Below are 15,492 nucleotides of genomic sequence, written 5' to 3'. Positions count from 1 at the left end.
GTTCACCCATCAAAGGGTGAACGCTGCAACGCAGAGATTGGCGCACTGGTCCCGTGATGTACGTCGATGGATGACCCATATCCCTCTGGTGGTCATCCTGCGGGAAAATCGGACCCACAAGCACAATCATGCTGCGACTGGCCAGGCCGATCGCTTGGTTCCTTGAGCCACCTTAGAGGGATGCCTGCAGCAGGGGAGTACTCCGTTGACGAGCCGCGGTGGCAGGACTTGATGGGTGTCCACGGAGGACCGCATTCGCGGAGGACAGCAGCGATTCGATGGAGTGCAGCTCGCTGCACGCGAGTCTGCACCCGGAAGAACTCACGGTCAGCGGGCGACGCTCGTCTTAGCGGGCGGCGTCAGTTGCATCACGAACAGACCCGGCGCTTCGCTCGCAGAGAACGGACCCGGCACTTTGTTCTTGACCGGCCGCAGACTCTTCAAGAAGGCGATTAGCGCGTCCATATCCTGCGGCGTGAGATTGGCGTACGCGGGCCAGGGCATGATCCCAGACAACACGCGACCATCGGGCCGAATGCCGGTGCGCAACGCCTTGGCGATATCCTCTGCTGTCCAGCCCCCCAGACCTGTCTGCAGATCCGGCGTCAGATTCGGGCCGACGACGACACTGCCGTCGGGTGCTTTAAAGCCGACGTCAGAGCCGCCGAGATAACGACTGTCGGGCTTGCCGGAGAAGTAGCCCGGCGTGTGACAGTCGGTGCAGCCACCCAGTTGCGCCAGATATTTACCTCGCGCGATCTGTGATGCATCTGCATGCGCCGCATCGCTCGACAGTAACGCCGCGATCAACGCACATGCTGCAAGGGAGTAATTGTCTCTGGCCATATTCATCTCTCCTGAGGGTGGAAGATGCATCTTGCCCGCGCACCCGTTAAACAGGTGCTACGTAATGCAGACGCTCGCCGCAATAGTTGTTCAAAGAAGGGCTTTGCGCGCCACCGGCAAATTTCGATGCGGACAGAGCGCGCCTCGCCACGAACGGTCAGGTAGGGTGCGCGGCATATAGCTGCCTGGGATTTTGGATTAGATGACGGGCAATCAGCCCGAGTCTTTTCATTGGCGCGATGGGAATGGCCACTTCGATTCCGGAGGAGATGAAATCTGCTCAACCTGCAGATGCAAATAGCAAAGCAGGTCCTTCTGAACTCCAGCCACACGCTGGCCGACATCGGTCTTGATTGCGGATTCGCAGATCAAAGCCGCTTTACACGCGCTTTCCGCATTCCGTCAGCGTGAGTCCAGGCGAGTAGTGACGCGTAGATCAGGTTAAACCAGCGAGACTGCGGCCCGATCGTTCAACGAACGTCCCGCTCGTGCAGGAATCGCGTCGCTCGCGTCGGCAGCATGCCTGCGCGTAACAATCACTCGAGGAGAAAGACCATGAAAGAGTCCATCCGTAATACAGCCGTGGGTGTCGCGGCAGCGCTTTCCCTGGCGACGGGCCTCGGTACGGCGTCCGCCTCGGAGCCGAACATCGAGCGCACGGCCAACTACATCAGTACGCGTGACGGCGTGCAGCTCTATTACAAAGACTGGGGTCCGAGAAACGGTCCCGTCGTCACGTTCAGTCATGGCTGGCCGCTGAGCTCGGATAGCTGGGAATCGCAGATGATCCATCTCGCGGAGAAAGGTTATCGCGTCGTGGCGCACGACCGCCGGGGGCATGGCCGCTCGAGCCAGTCCTGGGTGGGCAACGACATGGATCACTATGCCGACGATCTGGCAGCGGTGATCGAGGCGCTCGATCTGCGCGACGTCACTCTCGTCGGCTTCTCCACAGGAGGTGGCGAAGTGGCGCGCTATATCGGTCAACATGGCACGAGCCGTGTGAAGAAGGCCGTACTCGTCAGTGCGGTCACACCACTCATGCTGAAGACTCCGGACAATCCAACGGGGGTGCCCATCGATGCGTACGACGGCATGCGCAAGTCGGCGCTCGCGAACCGCTCGCAGCTCTATCGCGACATCGCATCGGGTCCGTTCTTCGGCTTCAATCGGCCGGGCGCGAAAGTGTCGCAAGGGTTGATCGATTCCTTCTGGAGTCAGGGCATGCAGGGCGGCCACAAGAACACCTTCGATTCCATCAAAGCGTTCTCGGAGACGGATTTTCGGCCAGACCTGCAGAGATTCGACGTGCCGACGCTCATCGTGCACGGTGATGATGACCAGATTGTGCCTATCGATAACAGCGCGCGCGCCGCTCACAAGATGGTCAAGGGCAGCAAGCTCGTCGTCTACAAGGGCGCTCCGCACGGCATAGCCGATACGCACAAGGATCAACTGAATGCGGATCTGTTGAAGTTCCTGCGCGAGTGAGTTCACTCAATCGATCCGTGCAGCATGGCTTGCATCTGTCGCCCGTTGCCACAGAGGTTCTTGCTGCTGCTCGCAGATATGTCTTCATTCATTCTCGATCGGCGTACCGCGCCAGGTAACTAACATGTCGACGACGTCCGATGTAACCATTCCCTTAGGGGTCCCTGCAGCCCGATACGATTTCATCGTCTGCGGCGCGGGGCCGGCGGGCTGCGCTCTCGCAAGCCGTCTTGCGGAGAATGCCCGCGTCAGTGTCCTGCTGATCGAGGCAGGCGGTAGCGATGACGTTCCCGAAGTACTCATGCCAGGGCAGTGGCCGCTCAACCTCGGGTCCGATCGGGACTGGCAGTTCGTTGCACAGCCGAACCCGCACCTGAATCAACGCTCGATTCCGCTCAACATGGGCAAGGTGCTTGGTGGGGGCTCCAGCATCAATGTGATGCTGTGGGCGCGCGGTCACCAGAATGATTGGGAACACTTCGCGCAGGAAGCGGATGACCAGGCATGGGGATACCGTTCGGTCCTTGATATCTATAGGCGAATCGAAAATTGGCGAGGTGTGCCCGATGCGGCTCGACGCGGTATCGACGGCCCCGTGCACGTCGAGCCGGCAAGTAATCCGCAGCGTGTGGCTGTTGCGATGGTCGAGGCCGCGGAGTCGATCGGCATACCTGCGTTCGACAGTCCCAACGGATCGATGATGGAAGGTCGCGGCGGCGTGGCGATCAACGATCTGATCGTGAAGGACGGGCAGCGCTCATCGATCTTCCGCTCCTACATATTCCCGAAACTGGACCAGCCCAATCTCACCGTCCTGAAACACACGCAGGTCAGTAAGCTGGTCCTCAGCGGTACGTCCGTCACCGGCGTGGAAGTCATTCGGGGTTCGCATCGCACGCAGATCATGGCGGATCGCGAAGTGATCCTGTCGATGGGCGCCATCAACACGCCGAAAGTGTTGATGCAGTCCGGCATCGGACCGGAAACGGAACTGCGTCCGCACGGCATTCCCATCATCGAGGACCTGCCTGGTGTCGGACGCAACCATCAGGATCACGTGTCCTTCGGTTGCATTTTCGAGTCCGAGGAACCGCACGCAGTTGGCAACGGCGGGTCCGAGGCGACGCTCTACTGGAAGACCGACCCGAGCCTTAGCGTCCCCGATGTGTTTCATTGCCAGCTCGAATTTCCGGTCGCCACGCCGGAAACAACGCACCGTGGAGTGCCTCAGGACGGCTGGATGGTATTCGCCGGGCTGTCGCATCCGAAGAGTCGAGGATCACTGCATCTCACGGGTCGTGACCCGCACGACGCCATTCGCATCGAAGCCAACACTCTTTCGCATCCCGAGGATCTGCGCAGCGCCATGGCGACGATCGAGATCGGCAGGGAAATGGCGCATGCGCCAGCGTTCAGGAACCTGCTGAAACGCGAAGCCATGCCGGGCAATCTCGGTGCGTCTGAGATGGAACGTTATGTGCGCGACTCGGCGGTGACGTTCTGGCATCAGGCCTGTACCGCGAAGATGGGGCACGACTCGATGTCCGTCGTCAATGGTCGGTTGCAGGTCTATGGTATCGACCGATTGCGAATCGCGGATGCCTCGATCATGCCAAACGTCCCGAGTGGCAACACGATGGCCCCCTGCGTCGTGATCGGCGAGCGGGCTGCGGAAATCATCAAGAAGGCGCACCGCATTTGATGCGGAAGGATTCTGCTATAGCCGGCGCGCTGACGCCCGTCGAGGGGCTAGACTACGGATAAAGCCAGGTGAGCTTCCTTGGCTTCAGCATCAACAGCGTTATCTTGGCTTGTCGTTTCGGCGCCAGCGAACGACGGAGGTTCAAAAAATGCACAGGCTTTGCGTGACCCTCAGTGTGACCGGTTTTCTTTGGGCTCAGTTGGGGATCGCTGCGGAGCCTTCTGTTCAGAACAGTCCCTATCCCGGCGCCGTTGCTTTGGCACAAAGCCCCGCAGGGGCGTGGGGTTATAAATCGTTTCCGCAACTTCTGCCGCTCTACATTTTCAAGGGCGAGCCAGCGGGTCGTTCGCTGTGTGATCGAGGTTGCACGGCCGTGTGGCCCATCGTTTCAGCGGATAGCAACGACGAACCGGTGGGATTGTGGAGCATTGTGAAGCGCGACGATGGCCGCCTGCAGTGGGCATACAGGAACAGTCCGGTCTACACCTATTTCGAGGATCGCCCCAACGATGCGAAAGGAGGCGGCAAGAACATGGATTGGTATCTGGACGAGCACGCGTATGCCTATCTCTTGAGCGTAGGCGTGGCAATGCCGCCTCCGCCTGCAGGTGTGCAAACGGGGAAGGATAAGAAAGTTGAGGCAGTCGCGGAGCTGCTGCAGCCGTAGAGAGAAGTCGATTCTCCGGGGTGTGCGAAGGACACAAGACTGCATCAGGTCCGATCGTTCGATCTGGCCGGCTACTCAGGAGAAAGATTTGCGCTGTCAGCCAAGGCCAGCTGTCGTAAATATCATGAGCAGAATCGCCGTGAACGAAACGTGCGTGACGCGGCCACCTGTGTGTGACGAGACTCCTCGTTAGCAGAATTGCCTGGTGTCGTCAGTCGACTCGCCTTCCGGCATGTCATGAATACTGCCGCTTGGTTTCGGCTGCGCGTCGTCTATGCGTATACCAGTGCCTCCCCGGTCTCGAGCAACAAATCATGGGTCGGCCCGGCCCTGCAATGCTCTGACGTTGCCGAAGGAAATACCTCTCGCTCGAGCCGCGTTGAGAAGCGTCCCGTCAGCTCGAGCGATCATTGCCAGGCGCAAACATCATTGCGATTCGTGCGGTCCTGGACTACTCCACGAGGGTTCACTGGTTCTGCGTGAAGAGAAGCAGGTTCGGAAGGAATGAATACGGAGCGCTGCTGGAACATCGAGGTCTTCGGATAATTGTGGCCCCCAGGCGACGTTATGATAGAAGGTCTTCTACGGGCGAATTACGGGATTGTGCGTGCTACTGAAGTCGAGATCGCGTCTCATCCAGATCGTTGCTGTTGCGGTGCTGATCGCTGGTATTTTCGCCTTGCTGGCCATGCGTGGGCAGAGTGTGCCGGGCTATCGGGTGGAGGCACGGGCGCTCACTCAGAGCATCGTGGCGACGGGACGGGTGATCAGTGTGTCCCGCGCTCAGGTGGGTAGCGAAGTGACCGGAGTGGTGCTGGAACGGCGCGTCCAGGAGGGTGATGTCGTTGCGCCTGGTGATGTCCTCGTCGTGCTGCGTGCTGATGATCTGGCCGCGCAGATGCGTGCCGCGGAGGCCGCGCTCGCACGGCTGCGGGAATCGACGCGACCGCAATCACAGGTGGCGCAGCGGGAAGCGCAGGCGCGGCTCGATCAGGCACAACGAGAAGTGGAGCGGCGACGTGATCTGGTCGCGCGCGGCTTGATCGCACGCGAAGTCATCGAACAGGCGGAGCAAGCGGCAATTGTCGCGCGGGCGGCAGCACAGACCGCGCGGCTCGTGGCCGAATCCCTCGCCGCAGGCGGACCGGAAGAGCGAGCGTTGCAAGAACAGCTCGCCGCGGCGCGCGCAGCCCTGGCGAAGACCATCATTCGTTCGCAAGTGGCCGGTGTCGTGCTGACTCGCAATGCCGAGCCGGGCGATCTGATCCAACCGGGCCGCGTGTTGTTTGACATCGCACGGGAGGGCGACACGGAGATCCTGGTGCCGTTCGATGAGAAAAACCTCTCCGTCCTACGCGTCGGACAGCGAGCTAACTGTATTGCCGATGCGTTCCCGAATGACGTTTTTCCTGCGGAAATCACCTTGATCGCACCCCGGGTCGATCCGCAACGTGGCACGGTGGATGTGCGCCTGAAAGTGCAGCCGGTGCCCGAGTTCCTGCGCCAGGACATGACCGTATCCGTGACCGTCGAAACAGCCGCACGTGAGCGTGCGATCGTCGTTTCGAACGATGCGCTGATGGATGTCGCGGGCGAGCAGGCGCATGTATGGGTCGTGCGCGATGGGCGCGCACGGCGTGTGGCGGTGCGCCTGGGATTGCGCTCGTTGACGATGAGTGAGGCGGTTGAAGGGCTCAGCGCAGGGGATTGGGTGCTCGCGCAAGGCGATCTGGCCGTGCGCGATGGCGACCGAGTGCGCGTCATTGATGAGCCGCTGCCTGGCCCAGTCGCACCGCCCACAGTGAACTCGGACGACTGATCATCGTGAACTTGTGGATCGAGTGGACGATCGCGCTGCGTTTGCTGCGCGAAGGTCGCATTCAGAGCGTGCTCATCGCGGTGGGCATCGCCGTGGGTGTGGCTGTGATCGTCTTCATCACTGCGCTGATCGGCGGGCTGCAGGCGAATACGGTCGAACGTACGCTTGGCACGCAGGCGCATGTGCGCGTGGAACCGCCGGAGGAGATCAACCGAACCGCGCCTGCGCCCGCCGGCAGCGTGCACATGGTCATGGAGGATCGCCGTGCGCAGCGATTGCGATCCATCAACAACTGGCAACAAGTGCTGGCGGCGCTGGATGCCTTGCCCGACGTGACGGCTGTGTCGCCCGTGATCTCCGGCCCGGGGTTTGCACGCCGGGCGGAGGCGCGCGAATCAGTCGCCTTGCTCGGAATCGATGTGCCTCGCTACCTGAAAATCGTCCCGGTTGATCGGGACATTCAGGCGGGAGAGTTTCGTGTCGGCGCGGGCGATGCGGTTATCGGTCGCACGCTGGCGGGTAATCTTGGCGTGCGCGTCGGCGATAAGATTCGTCTGGATGCGGGCGAGGGCAGTGGGGTGGTCGTCAATGTTGCCGGCATCTTCGAGCTCGGCGTTCGCGAACTCGACGAACGCTATGCATACATCGATCTGAAGCAGGCGCAGTCGCTGCTCGGATTGCCGGGAGGTGTCACTCTCATCGATCTCAAGGTCGAAGAGATATTCTCCGCAGATCGTGTGGCCCGTCGCATCGCGCGGCTCACTGGTCTCAAGGCGCAAAGCTGGATGGAAACGAATTCCCAGCTGCTCAATGCGCTGAGCGCGCAGAGCCTGTCCACTGGCATGATCAGCTTCTTCGTCGCGGTGTCGGTGGCATTCGGCATCGCGAGCGTCCTGTCGGTGAGTGTCGTTCAGCACACGCGCGAGATCGGCATCCTGCGCGCCATGGGCGCGACACGGCCAAAGATGCTGCGCGTTTTTCTCTTGCAGGGAGCAGTGTTCGGGCTGATCGGTTCACTCGCGGGAAGCGCTCTCGGCTACGGCCTAGTATGGAGCTTCAACGCCTTCGGCCCGCGGCTATTCACCGTTCCCGTGTCGATGCCGTTGATTCTCTCGGCAGTGACGCTCGCCACGGTCACCGGCGTGATCGCCGCCGCCGTGCCGGCGCGACGTGCGGCTCGACTCGATCCTGTAGCAGCCATTCGTCATGTCTGAGAGCAGTGATCAAGAAGTGTTACGGCTTGCGGATCTGCGCAAGTCCTACAACGTGGGCGAGCCCACGCAGATCGAGATTCTGCACGGGATCGATCTGACGCTGCGCCGTCGTGACTTCGCTGCACTGATCGGGCCGTCGGGTTCGGGTAAGAGCACGTTGCTCAATCTCATCGGCTTGCTCGATCAGCCGGCGAGCGGCGAGTTGCTCGTCCTCGGTCAGGCGACAAGCGGGCTCGAAGACTCACGGCGCACTCAGCTGCGGGCGCACACGATCGGGTTCGTATTCCAGTTTCATCACCTGATCGAAGCCTTCACGGCGCTGGAGAACGTCTTGATGCCGTGGATGGTTACGAACGGCAAGCCCGACAAGCGCATGCTCGATTGGGGGCGCAGCCTGCTTGACGCGGTTGGGCTGGCCAACAGCGAGGGCAAGAAGCCCCGTGAGCTGTCGGGCGGTCAACAGCAGCGCGTCGCTGTCGCACGCGCTCTCGTCACCAGGCCCGCATTGCTGCTGGCGGATGAGCCAACCGGCAATCTGGACACACGCACCGCAGAGGGCGTGTTCAAGTTGTTCCGGCGCTTCAACGAAGAGATGGGATGCGCGGTGCTGCTGGTCACCCACGACCCGCGCCTCGCTCAGTCTTGCGATCGAGTGATCGAACTGGTCGACGGCCGGATCGTGCGCGATGAGGTGAGTAAAGCTCGGTGAGTTCCCCTGGTCCTGTGATAGCTGCACGGGCATTGCTGCGGCTCGCGCAACCAGGCTTCTCTCACTCCTGCTTCGGCATCATCGCGCGTTTGTGTGTGCTCATGCCCATCATCGGACAACCTTTCTCGCCCATCACCTGCGCGCAACTCTGATGCATTTGCTGCTGGCATGCGCTGAACGCCTTGTCGGAGCGCAAGCAGGCCGCCATGTTCTCGTGGATCGTTGCCATTTCCGCGCGCATTTCCTTCGACGGCGCAGGCGGGGCCGTCGCGGGTTCGGCCGCGAGTGTCATCGCGGTGCCGCTCAACAGAGCCATCGCAGTCAGCGATCGAATCAGCGCGCTCAGGAGTGGTGAGGTGTTCATGGCCGGTTCTCCATCGCAGTCACCGTGTCTGGATTGACCGTACGCTGCCTGGGCGTGTGAGCATATGCGGGGAAGTGGAACGAGACTGCGTACTGGCCCGGAGGGGCATGCAGATCCGGTGTTCGAGCGTCTCGGAGAGACTCACGCCATCTGCGCCAGCGTCCTGCGAAAGCGCGCGAGTGCAGCGGCAAAGAGCGTGGCGCCGATCGCCACGATCGCGAGCAGTTGCGGCCAGACGACGCTGAGTCCGGCGCCTCGATAGAGGATTGCCTGGCTGGCCGCGACGAAATGAGTCGTCGGTGCGGCCAGCATGAGTGTCTGCGCCAACTGCGGCATGCTTTCGCGCGGCGTCATGCCGCCTGAGAGCATTTGCAGGGGGATGATGGTCAGTATCAGCAGCAAACCGAACTGCGGCATCGTGCGTGCAACGGTGGCCATGAAGATGCCCATGGACGTCGTAGAGAACAGGTGCAACAGAGCAAGCGCGAGGAACAGCACCCGCGAGCCTTCGATGGGTACGCCCAGCACGCCTTGCACGATGAACAGCAGTGAGAATCCCGTCGCCGTCAGGACGACCAGGTCCATCGACCAGACCTTCGCCAGCATGATCTCGGTGGGCACGACAGGCATCACGAGCAAATGCTCGATCGTGCCGTGCTCGCGCTCACGGATCAGGGCCGCGCCCGTCAGCACGATCGATAGCAGGGTCACCATGTTGATGATCTCCATCACGCTGCCGAACCATGCGCGTTCGAGCTCCGGATTGAAGCGCATGCGTAGCGCCAGCTCTACGGGTGCTGACGTCGCGCCACGGAAGCGCCGCACGAACTCGGCGACCTCACCCGTCACTATCTGCTGTACGTAGCCGCTTCCGGAGAATGCCTGGCTCATGCGCGTGGCATCGACGTTGAGCTGCACGCTCGGCCGCCTGCCCGCCAGAACGTCCCGTTGAAAGTCCGGCGGGATGTTCAACGCAAATGTGAATTTGCCGGCGTCCATGCCGGCATCGACTTCAGCGGGAGAGATCATTGCGGGCGAGCCGAAATGAGGAGGGTAGAACGCCGTGGCGATGCGGGCAGAGAGCGGCGACTGATCCTCATCGACGATCGCGATGGGCACCCGGTGCAGGGTTTCCGGCAGCGCCGTGGCGGCGGTGTAGATCGCGAGCGTGAACGAATAGGCGATGAGTACCAGCATCATCGGATCGCGCCACAGGCTCCACAGCTCCTTGACGCCGAGACGATAGATGCTCGACAGGCTCATCAGTCAGCCGTCCTGCTTCTTCAGCAACACGATGCACAGAGCCATTACCGTCGGGCCAGCGATCAAGAGTGGCCAGAACGCGGCGTGCAGCTGCGCGAAATCCAGCCCTTTGCTGAATACTCCCCGGCTGACGATGAACATGTACGTTGCGGGCGATATCGTGCCGATGAACCGGCCGGGGCCTTCCAGGGAGGTCACGGGATTGAGCAGTCCGGAGAACTGTATTGCGGGAATCATCGTGCCGATCATCGTGATGAACATCGCCGCCACCTGGCTGCGCATGAACGTCGAGCACAGCAGTCCGAAGCTGGTGGAAAACAGCAGGAACACGCCCGTCGCCGTTGCCAGCACGACGAACGGACCGGAGATCGGTACGCCGAACACCACGACGGCGAGCAGCGACATCGCGAGGAAGTTCACCATCCCGAGCAGCAGATAGGGCAACAGCTTGCCCACGACGAATTCGCTGCGCAGCACTGGTGTGACGTAGAAGTTGACCATCGAGCCGAGCTCCTTCTCGCGCACGACCGACAACGCGGTGAGCATCGCCGGAATCATCAGTAGCAGCATTGGGATCACGGCTGGCACGACCGCCGGCAGACTGCGTACGTCGGGGTTGTAGCGGAAGCGCGTTTCGATGCCGATTGCCGCGGCCGGTGCATGCCCAAGGGTTTGCGTCGCTCTCTCGATCAGCCATGCCTGGTGTATGCCCTGTACGTAGCCCTGTACTGTCTCGGCGCGCTGTGGCATGGCTCCATCCACCCATGCGCCGATCTGCACGCTGTCGCCGCGTTGGACGTCGCGAGCGAAGTCGGCTGGAATCTCGACCGCCAGCGCCAACTCTCCACTACGCATACGGCGGTCGAGGTCGGCATAGTTGGAGAGGGGCGGGCGCTCGATGAAGTAGCGCGACCCCGATAGATTCAGGGCGTAGTTGGAGCTCAACAGGCTCTGGTCGCGATCCAGCACGGCGAACGTGAGATCGTCGACGTCCATGTTGATGCCATAACCGATGATGAACATCATGAGCAGACTGCCGAGCAGCGCCAGCGCTCCTCGCGCAGGGTCGCGTCGCAGTTCCAGGCTTTCGCGCAGCGTGTAGCTCAACGCACGACCAACACTGAAACCTCCTGCGCCGGACCGAGTGACTTCGGCAGGTCTCACGCGAGCCGGCGCGACGGGCATCTCGGAAGGAGGTTCGGCAGCAGTACGTGCGGCGTCCTCCAGATAGGCGATGAACGCATCTTCCAGGGTCGCGGCCTGGCGTGCCCGTATGAGCGCGGCAGGCGAATCGGTGACCAGCACCTTGCCGGCATGCATGAGGGAAATCCGATCGCAACGCTCGCCCTCGTTCATGAAATGCGTGGAGATGAAGATGGTGACCTGATCCTTGCGGGACAGATCCAGCAGCAGTTTCCAGAAGCTGTCTCGCGCAATCGGATCGACACCGGACGTTGGTTCATCGAGGATCAACAATTCCGGGCCGTGCACCAGGGCGACGGCGAGTGATAGGCGCTGGCGCATGCCGAGCGGCAGACTTTCGGGGAGACTGTCGTGCGCTTCCCTCAGGCCGAAGCGCTCGACCATTTCGGCCACGCGCGATGGGATCCGCTCCTCGGCAACTCGAAACAATCGTGCGTGCAGTACCAGGTTCTGCTCGACCGTCAGCTCGTTGTAGAGCGAGAATGCCTGCGACATGTAGCCGACACGCTGCCGTGTCGCGATATCGTGAGGGTCGATCTTGCGGCCAAACAGCCACGCCTGGCCGTCGCTGGCCGGCAGCAGCCCCGTCAGCATCTTCATCGTCGTGGTCTTGCCGCAGCCGTTCGAGCCAAGGAAGCCAAAGATTTCGCCGCGGGGAATGCGAAAGCTCACGTGATCGACCGCCACGAAATCGCCGAATTGCATGGTGAGATCGCTGGCTTCGATCGCTATATCGGCATCCCGATCACGAGGCAGCGGCGTGTACACCACAGGCTCATGAGTTCGCCGCCTCTGTGCTGGCAGCAATGCAAGGAAGGCGGCTTCGAGCGATGCCGCACCCGTGCGTTCGTGCAGTTCGCGCGGCGTGCCGGTGGCAAGGATTCGGCCACCGTCCATGGCCAGGAGCCAATCGAACCGACTCGCCTCATCCATGTATGCCGTCGCCACGAGCACGCTCATGCCTGGGCGGTCGGCGCGGATGCGCTCGATCAGATCCCAGAACTGACGGCGTGCGAGCGGGTCCACGCCGGTCGTTGGCTCATCGAGAATGAGCAGTCTTGGATCGTGGATCAGCGCGCAGCACAGCCCAAGCTTCTGTTTCATGCCGCCGGAGAGCTTGCCTGCGGGGCGCGACAGAAATGGATGCAGGCCGGTTGCGGACGTGAGCTCATCGATGCGTCGGCGTCGTTCGGCCGCGCCATGGTCGAACAGGCGGCCGAAGAACTGCAGGTTCTCTTCCACCGACAGCGTGGGATAGAGATTCCTGCCGAGTCCTTGTGGCATGTAGGCGATGTCGGAACAGATCGCACGCCGATGCCGGGCACTGCCCATGTTTCCGCCAAGCACGTGCACCGTCCCCGTTTGAATGGCGCGTGCCCCGGCGATCAACGACAGCAGGCTCGATTTTCCGACGCCGTCGGGACCGATCAGTCCGACGGTGCGCCCGCTCGGCAGCGTCAAATCGATGTGATCGAGCGCAAGCTTCTTCCCATATCGCAGCGTCACACCGGCGAGCGTTGCTACGGGCAGGGCGTCTGCGGCGCCGTCGCTCATTTGGGGAGCCTGATGGCGAGATTCTCCGGCCATTGAGCCTGCGGATCGAGCTTCAGCCAGGCCACGCCGGGCAGTCCGGTCTTTACCTGCTTGATGTAACGTTCGAGCAGCGCGCGATCAGCGTGGGCCCGCACGCGAAACATGAGTTTCTGCCGTTCGTTGGCGGTCTCCACGGTCTTCGGCGTGAACTGTGCCGTATCTGCTACGAAGGAGACCCGCGCCGGGAACACGTACTGGGGGGCAGCATCGAGAATGACACGAACCTCGCTGCCCAGAGCGACGCGACCGGCAACTGTCTCGGGCAGAAAGAATGTCATGTAGACATCGCTTACATCGATCAGGTTGAGAATGGGGGCGCCCGCACTTACGACTTCGCCAGGTTGCACGATCAGATACTGCACCCGGCCCGCGCGCGGCGACGTGAGTGTGCTATCGGCGATATCCGCATCGATTCGTGCGACTGTAGCCTCGCTCGCGGTCACGTTGGATTCGGCGCCGATAACCTGTGCACGTCCTGCTTCGACGGCGGAACGTGCAGCTACGGCTTGCGCCTGGAGTGCTGCCACGACAGCGCGAGCAGAGCGAACGCGTGCGCGGTCGTCATCGAAATCCTGCAACGATGAGGCGCCTTCTTTGGACAGCGCTTCCGATCGGGCCAGGCGGCGTAGCGCCGCGTCGAGGTCGCTCTCGGCTTGTACGATGTTTGCCTGCGCCGCCGCGAGCTCACTCTGTCGCATGGCGAGCTGTGCCTTGGCGGTTTGCACGGCAGTGATGGCCTGCTGGTGCATGGCGCGTGCTTCATCGCGCTGCGCCTCCAGGACGGTGGTCTGCATCCGCACCAACGGTGCCCCGGCAGTGACGAAATTGCCCTCGCGAACCAGTATGTCTTCCACGCGACCGGCAAGTTTCGCCGAGACATTGATCTCCGTGGCTTCGATTCGGCCGTTGCCGCTGATGAATCCTTCGCCAGGCCCGGAAGGCCGCAACACCAGCCACAGCGATACTACTGCCGCCACTGCAACGGCGATGCCTGCGAGCATCAGAAGTCGCTTTCTGAGCTGTTCGTTCACAGTACCTCGCTTGATCCGGATCGACACGTAGTGCGAGTGGCGAGAGGCGTTCGTGCTATTCGCACGCTCCGAGCACACCGTCGCCCACCGCTGCGAAGAGTCCGACACGGCTCGAGTGCAGCGCGCGCTGCACCTGGACCCATTCCTGTCCGGCCGATAACAAATCGCGTTGAGCGTCGAGCACTTCCAGGTGTTGCGGTGAGATGGCGCCGCACCTGCGCAAGGTCGGGATTCGAGCGCGCTCGCGCCTCCTCGACGCGCAACATGGCTGCCCGCAAATCGCGATTGTTGCGCCAGGATTCTTCGATCAACGCCTGCAAGCCCGCATCGATGAATATGTCACGCCAGTCGAGCGTCCCAACGCTGCCGGGCACCGTCGGCGCGTCGGCAGGGTATTGGTCGGCGACCGGCAAGGGCGGGGCGCGATAAGGTGGGGACATGGACATGCATGCCGTGAGGGCAAGCGACGCCGTAAGCGCCGTCAAAGAACGAGCACGAACGTTCCATCCATCACATGGCATGGGAATCAGCATGGTCGTGGCGCCAGTATTACTCCCGCCGTTGCGTCCGAGTACACGAGTTTCCCGTTAGCTCAGCGTGGGTTCTCCGGTTGAATCCTGGCAAAGCGGCCGGCGCGGCGCTGTACGCGGGTCATTGCGGCAGCTGGCACGGTACCGATGTGCTGGGCAACTCGTCGCAGGAGATTCCGCATTGGCGGGGCAGGGCTGTGCTTCCGTGATCAGGAAGCTCGCGGATTCGCCGATTGCAGCGTGAAGCCCGATCGGGTGCGCTTCTTCGACAGTCCGGAAGCAGATGAGCTGACGGCGGGTGGCTGACTGTTGGTCGCGCATGCAATGGTCGGGTCATCTGCGAAGAGGGAAGGGCGGCTCATTGATGCGCTCGCCGTGGTTGCTCACTCAGACACTCCACTATCTCCCGCATCAGTTACGTGGCGAGATAGGCGGTATTGGGCTACGTTTGGACTCACGTTTCACGACGCCAAGTGCAAGAGCGAGAGAAGAGAGATATACGTGCTCTATGAATCCGAGACCAATACGGCCGATATCCAGGATTGGTGCGTCGACGAATAGCCAGGGCGAGAAACCAAGAGACATGATTCATCACATTGACTTCGCAGTGGCTGACCTCGTCCGAAGTCGGGAGTTCTATGAGCGTGCCCTCGCACCGCTGGATCCGAGACGGCGAACCAACGCGCGGGCATCTGCATGTCGCTTTTGCGGCACATTCACGCGAAGCTGTTGACGCATTTCATGCCGCAGCGATACAAGCTGGTGGCAAGGACAATGGCGCACCGGGTCTTAGGCCACGCTATGCAGGGCACTGGTACGCCGCATTTGTCCTGGATCCGGATGGACACAACATGAAGCCGTGTGTCGTCACCCAGAGCCCGACAAATTGCTCCAGGCGACGTGCGAAGAACCACGCGCGTGGGGCCTGTCTGAAATTCTGTGTTCGAGGCATATCATGACCGAGAGGAGTCGATATGCCGAGAAAGAAAAAGCACGAGACGCAGAACGATGCACAGCGCGCCGCTGAGCCCAAGATCCCGAAGGAGCTGCTTGACCAGCT

At 61.6% G+C, this 15,492-nt stretch carries 12 protein-coding genes; 7 read left to right on the top strand and 5 right to left on the bottom strand.

Features of this window, described 5'->3' with window-relative positions; genetic code table 11:
• Positions 1-327: 327 nt before the first annotated feature.
• Positions 328-846: a cytochrome c gene (locus tag VIZ63_RS23310; protein ID WP_331612218.1), complete on the bottom strand. Its 519-nt coding sequence runs from the start codon at positions 844-846 to the stop codon at positions 328-330.
• Positions 847-1,137: 291 nt separating this feature from the next.
• On the opposite strand from VIZ63_RS23310, the gene VIZ63_RS25530 reads away from it, so the two are divergent.
• The 7 genes from VIZ63_RS25530 to VIZ63_RS23280 all read left to right on the top strand — a co-directional run bounded on the left by VIZ63_RS25530 (position 1,138) and on the right by VIZ63_RS23280 (position 8,448).
• The gene (locus VIZ63_RS25530) at positions 1,138-1,257 is read left to right on the top strand and encodes a helix-turn-helix domain-containing protein (RefSeq protein ID WP_349261261.1); all 120 of its coding nucleotides are present in this window, start codon (positions 1,138-1,140) and stop codon (positions 1,255-1,257) included.
• Positions 1,258-1,401: 144 nt separating this feature from the next.
• On the top strand, positions 1,402-2,337 hold the full coding sequence (locus VIZ63_RS23305) for an alpha/beta hydrolase (protein WP_331612217.1): 936 nt from the start codon (positions 1,402-1,404) through the stop codon (positions 2,335-2,337).
• A 124-nt stretch (positions 2,338-2,461) separates the two neighbouring features.
• Positions 2,462-4,039 carry a GMC family oxidoreductase gene (locus tag VIZ63_RS23300; RefSeq protein WP_331612216.1) on the top strand — a complete coding sequence of 526 codons (1,578 nt, stop codon included), beginning with the start codon at positions 2,462-2,464 and terminating at the stop codon, positions 4,037-4,039.
• 256 nt (positions 4,040-4,295) lie between these two features.
• On the top strand, positions 4,296-4,706 hold the full coding sequence (locus VIZ63_RS23295; RefSeq protein ID WP_331612215.1) for a hypothetical protein: 411 nt from the start codon (positions 4,296-4,298) through the stop codon (positions 4,704-4,706).
• A 607-nt stretch (positions 4,707-5,313) separates the two neighbouring features.
• Entirely contained in the window at positions 5,314-6,525 is a 1,212-nt protein-coding gene (locus VIZ63_RS23290) for an efflux RND transporter periplasmic adaptor subunit (protein WP_331612214.1), read from the top strand.
• Between the two features lie 11 nt (positions 6,526-6,536).
• Positions 6,537-7,739 (top strand): ABC transporter permease, encoded by a 1,203-nt coding sequence (locus VIZ63_RS23285; protein ID WP_349261264.1) that lies wholly within the window; start codon positions 6,537-6,539, stop codon positions 7,737-7,739.
• The gene (locus tag VIZ63_RS23280) at positions 7,732-8,448 is read left to right on the top strand and encodes an ABC transporter ATP-binding protein (RefSeq protein ID WP_331612212.1); all 717 of its coding nucleotides are present in this window, start codon (positions 7,732-7,734) and stop codon (positions 8,446-8,448) included. Before VIZ63_RS23285 ends, VIZ63_RS23280 begins: the two co-directional genes overlap by 8 nt.
• A gap of 61 nt (positions 8,449-8,509) precedes the next feature.
• On the opposite strand, the gene VIZ63_RS23275 is transcribed toward VIZ63_RS23280, so the two are convergent.
• The 4 genes from VIZ63_RS23275 to VIZ63_RS23260 form a co-directional block, all read right to left on the bottom strand.
• Positions 8,510-8,812 (bottom strand): hypothetical protein, encoded by a 303-nt coding sequence (locus tag VIZ63_RS23275; RefSeq protein WP_331612211.1) that lies wholly within the window; start codon positions 8,810-8,812, stop codon positions 8,510-8,512.
• A 141-nt stretch (positions 8,813-8,953) separates the two neighbouring features.
• Positions 8,954-10,075: an ABC transporter permease gene (locus VIZ63_RS23270; RefSeq protein ID WP_349261260.1), complete on the bottom strand. Its 1,122-nt coding sequence runs from the start codon at positions 10,073-10,075 to the stop codon at positions 8,954-8,956.
• Positions 10,076-10,078: 3 nt separating this feature from the next.
• Entirely contained in the window at positions 10,079-12,832 is a 2,754-nt protein-coding gene (gene rbbA / locus VIZ63_RS23265; protein ID WP_331612210.1) for a ribosome-associated ATPase/putative transporter RbbA, read from the bottom strand.
• Positions 12,829-13,872: an HlyD family secretion protein gene (locus VIZ63_RS23260; RefSeq protein ID WP_331612209.1), complete on the bottom strand. Its 1,044-nt coding sequence runs from the start codon at positions 13,870-13,872 to the stop codon at positions 12,829-12,831. Before VIZ63_RS23260 ends, rbbA begins: the two co-directional genes overlap by 4 nt.
• Positions 13,873-15,492: the final 1,620 nt, after the last annotated feature.

It is taken from the genome of Povalibacter sp., from assembly GCF_036520495.1.
GTDB lineage: Bacteria > Pseudomonadota > Gammaproteobacteria > Steroidobacterales > Steroidobacteraceae > Steroidobacter.
This window is presented reverse-complemented; position numbering and strand designations above follow the sequence as displayed.

Bases quoted from the DNA above. Each gene is read 5' to 3' on its own strand.
- VIZ63_RS23310 (WP_331612218.1), bottom strand. From the start codon at position 846: ATGGCCAGAGACAATTACTCCCTTGCAGCATGTGCGTTGATCGCGGCG.
- rbbA (WP_331612210.1), bottom strand. From the start codon at position 12,832: ATGAGCGACGGCGCCGCAGACGCCCTGCCCGTAGCAACGCTCGCCGGT.
- VIZ63_RS23300 (WP_331612216.1), top strand. From the start codon at position 2,462: ATGTCGACGACGTCCGATGTAACCATTCCCTTAGGGGTCCCTGCAGCC.
- VIZ63_RS23260 (WP_331612209.1), bottom strand. From the start codon at position 13,872: ATGCTCGCAGGCATCGCCGTTGCAGTGGCGGCAGTAGTATCGCTGTGG.
- VIZ63_RS23275 (WP_331612211.1), bottom strand. From the start codon at position 8,812: ATGAACACCTCACCACTCCTGAGCGCGCTGATTCGATCGCTGACTGCG.
- VIZ63_RS23280 (WP_331612212.1), top strand. From the start codon at position 7,732: ATGTCTGAGAGCAGTGATCAAGAAGTGTTACGGCTTGCGGATCTGCGC.
- VIZ63_RS23305 (WP_331612217.1), top strand. From the start codon at position 1,402: ATGAAAGAGTCCATCCGTAATACAGCCGTGGGTGTCGCGGCAGCGCTT.
- VIZ63_RS23270 (WP_349261260.1), bottom strand. From the start codon at position 10,075: ATGAGCCTGTCGAGCATCTATCGTCTCGGCGTCAAGGAGCTGTGGAGC.
- VIZ63_RS25530 (WP_349261261.1), top strand. From the start codon at position 1,138: ATGCAAATAGCAAAGCAGGTCCTTCTGAACTCCAGCCACACGCTGGCC.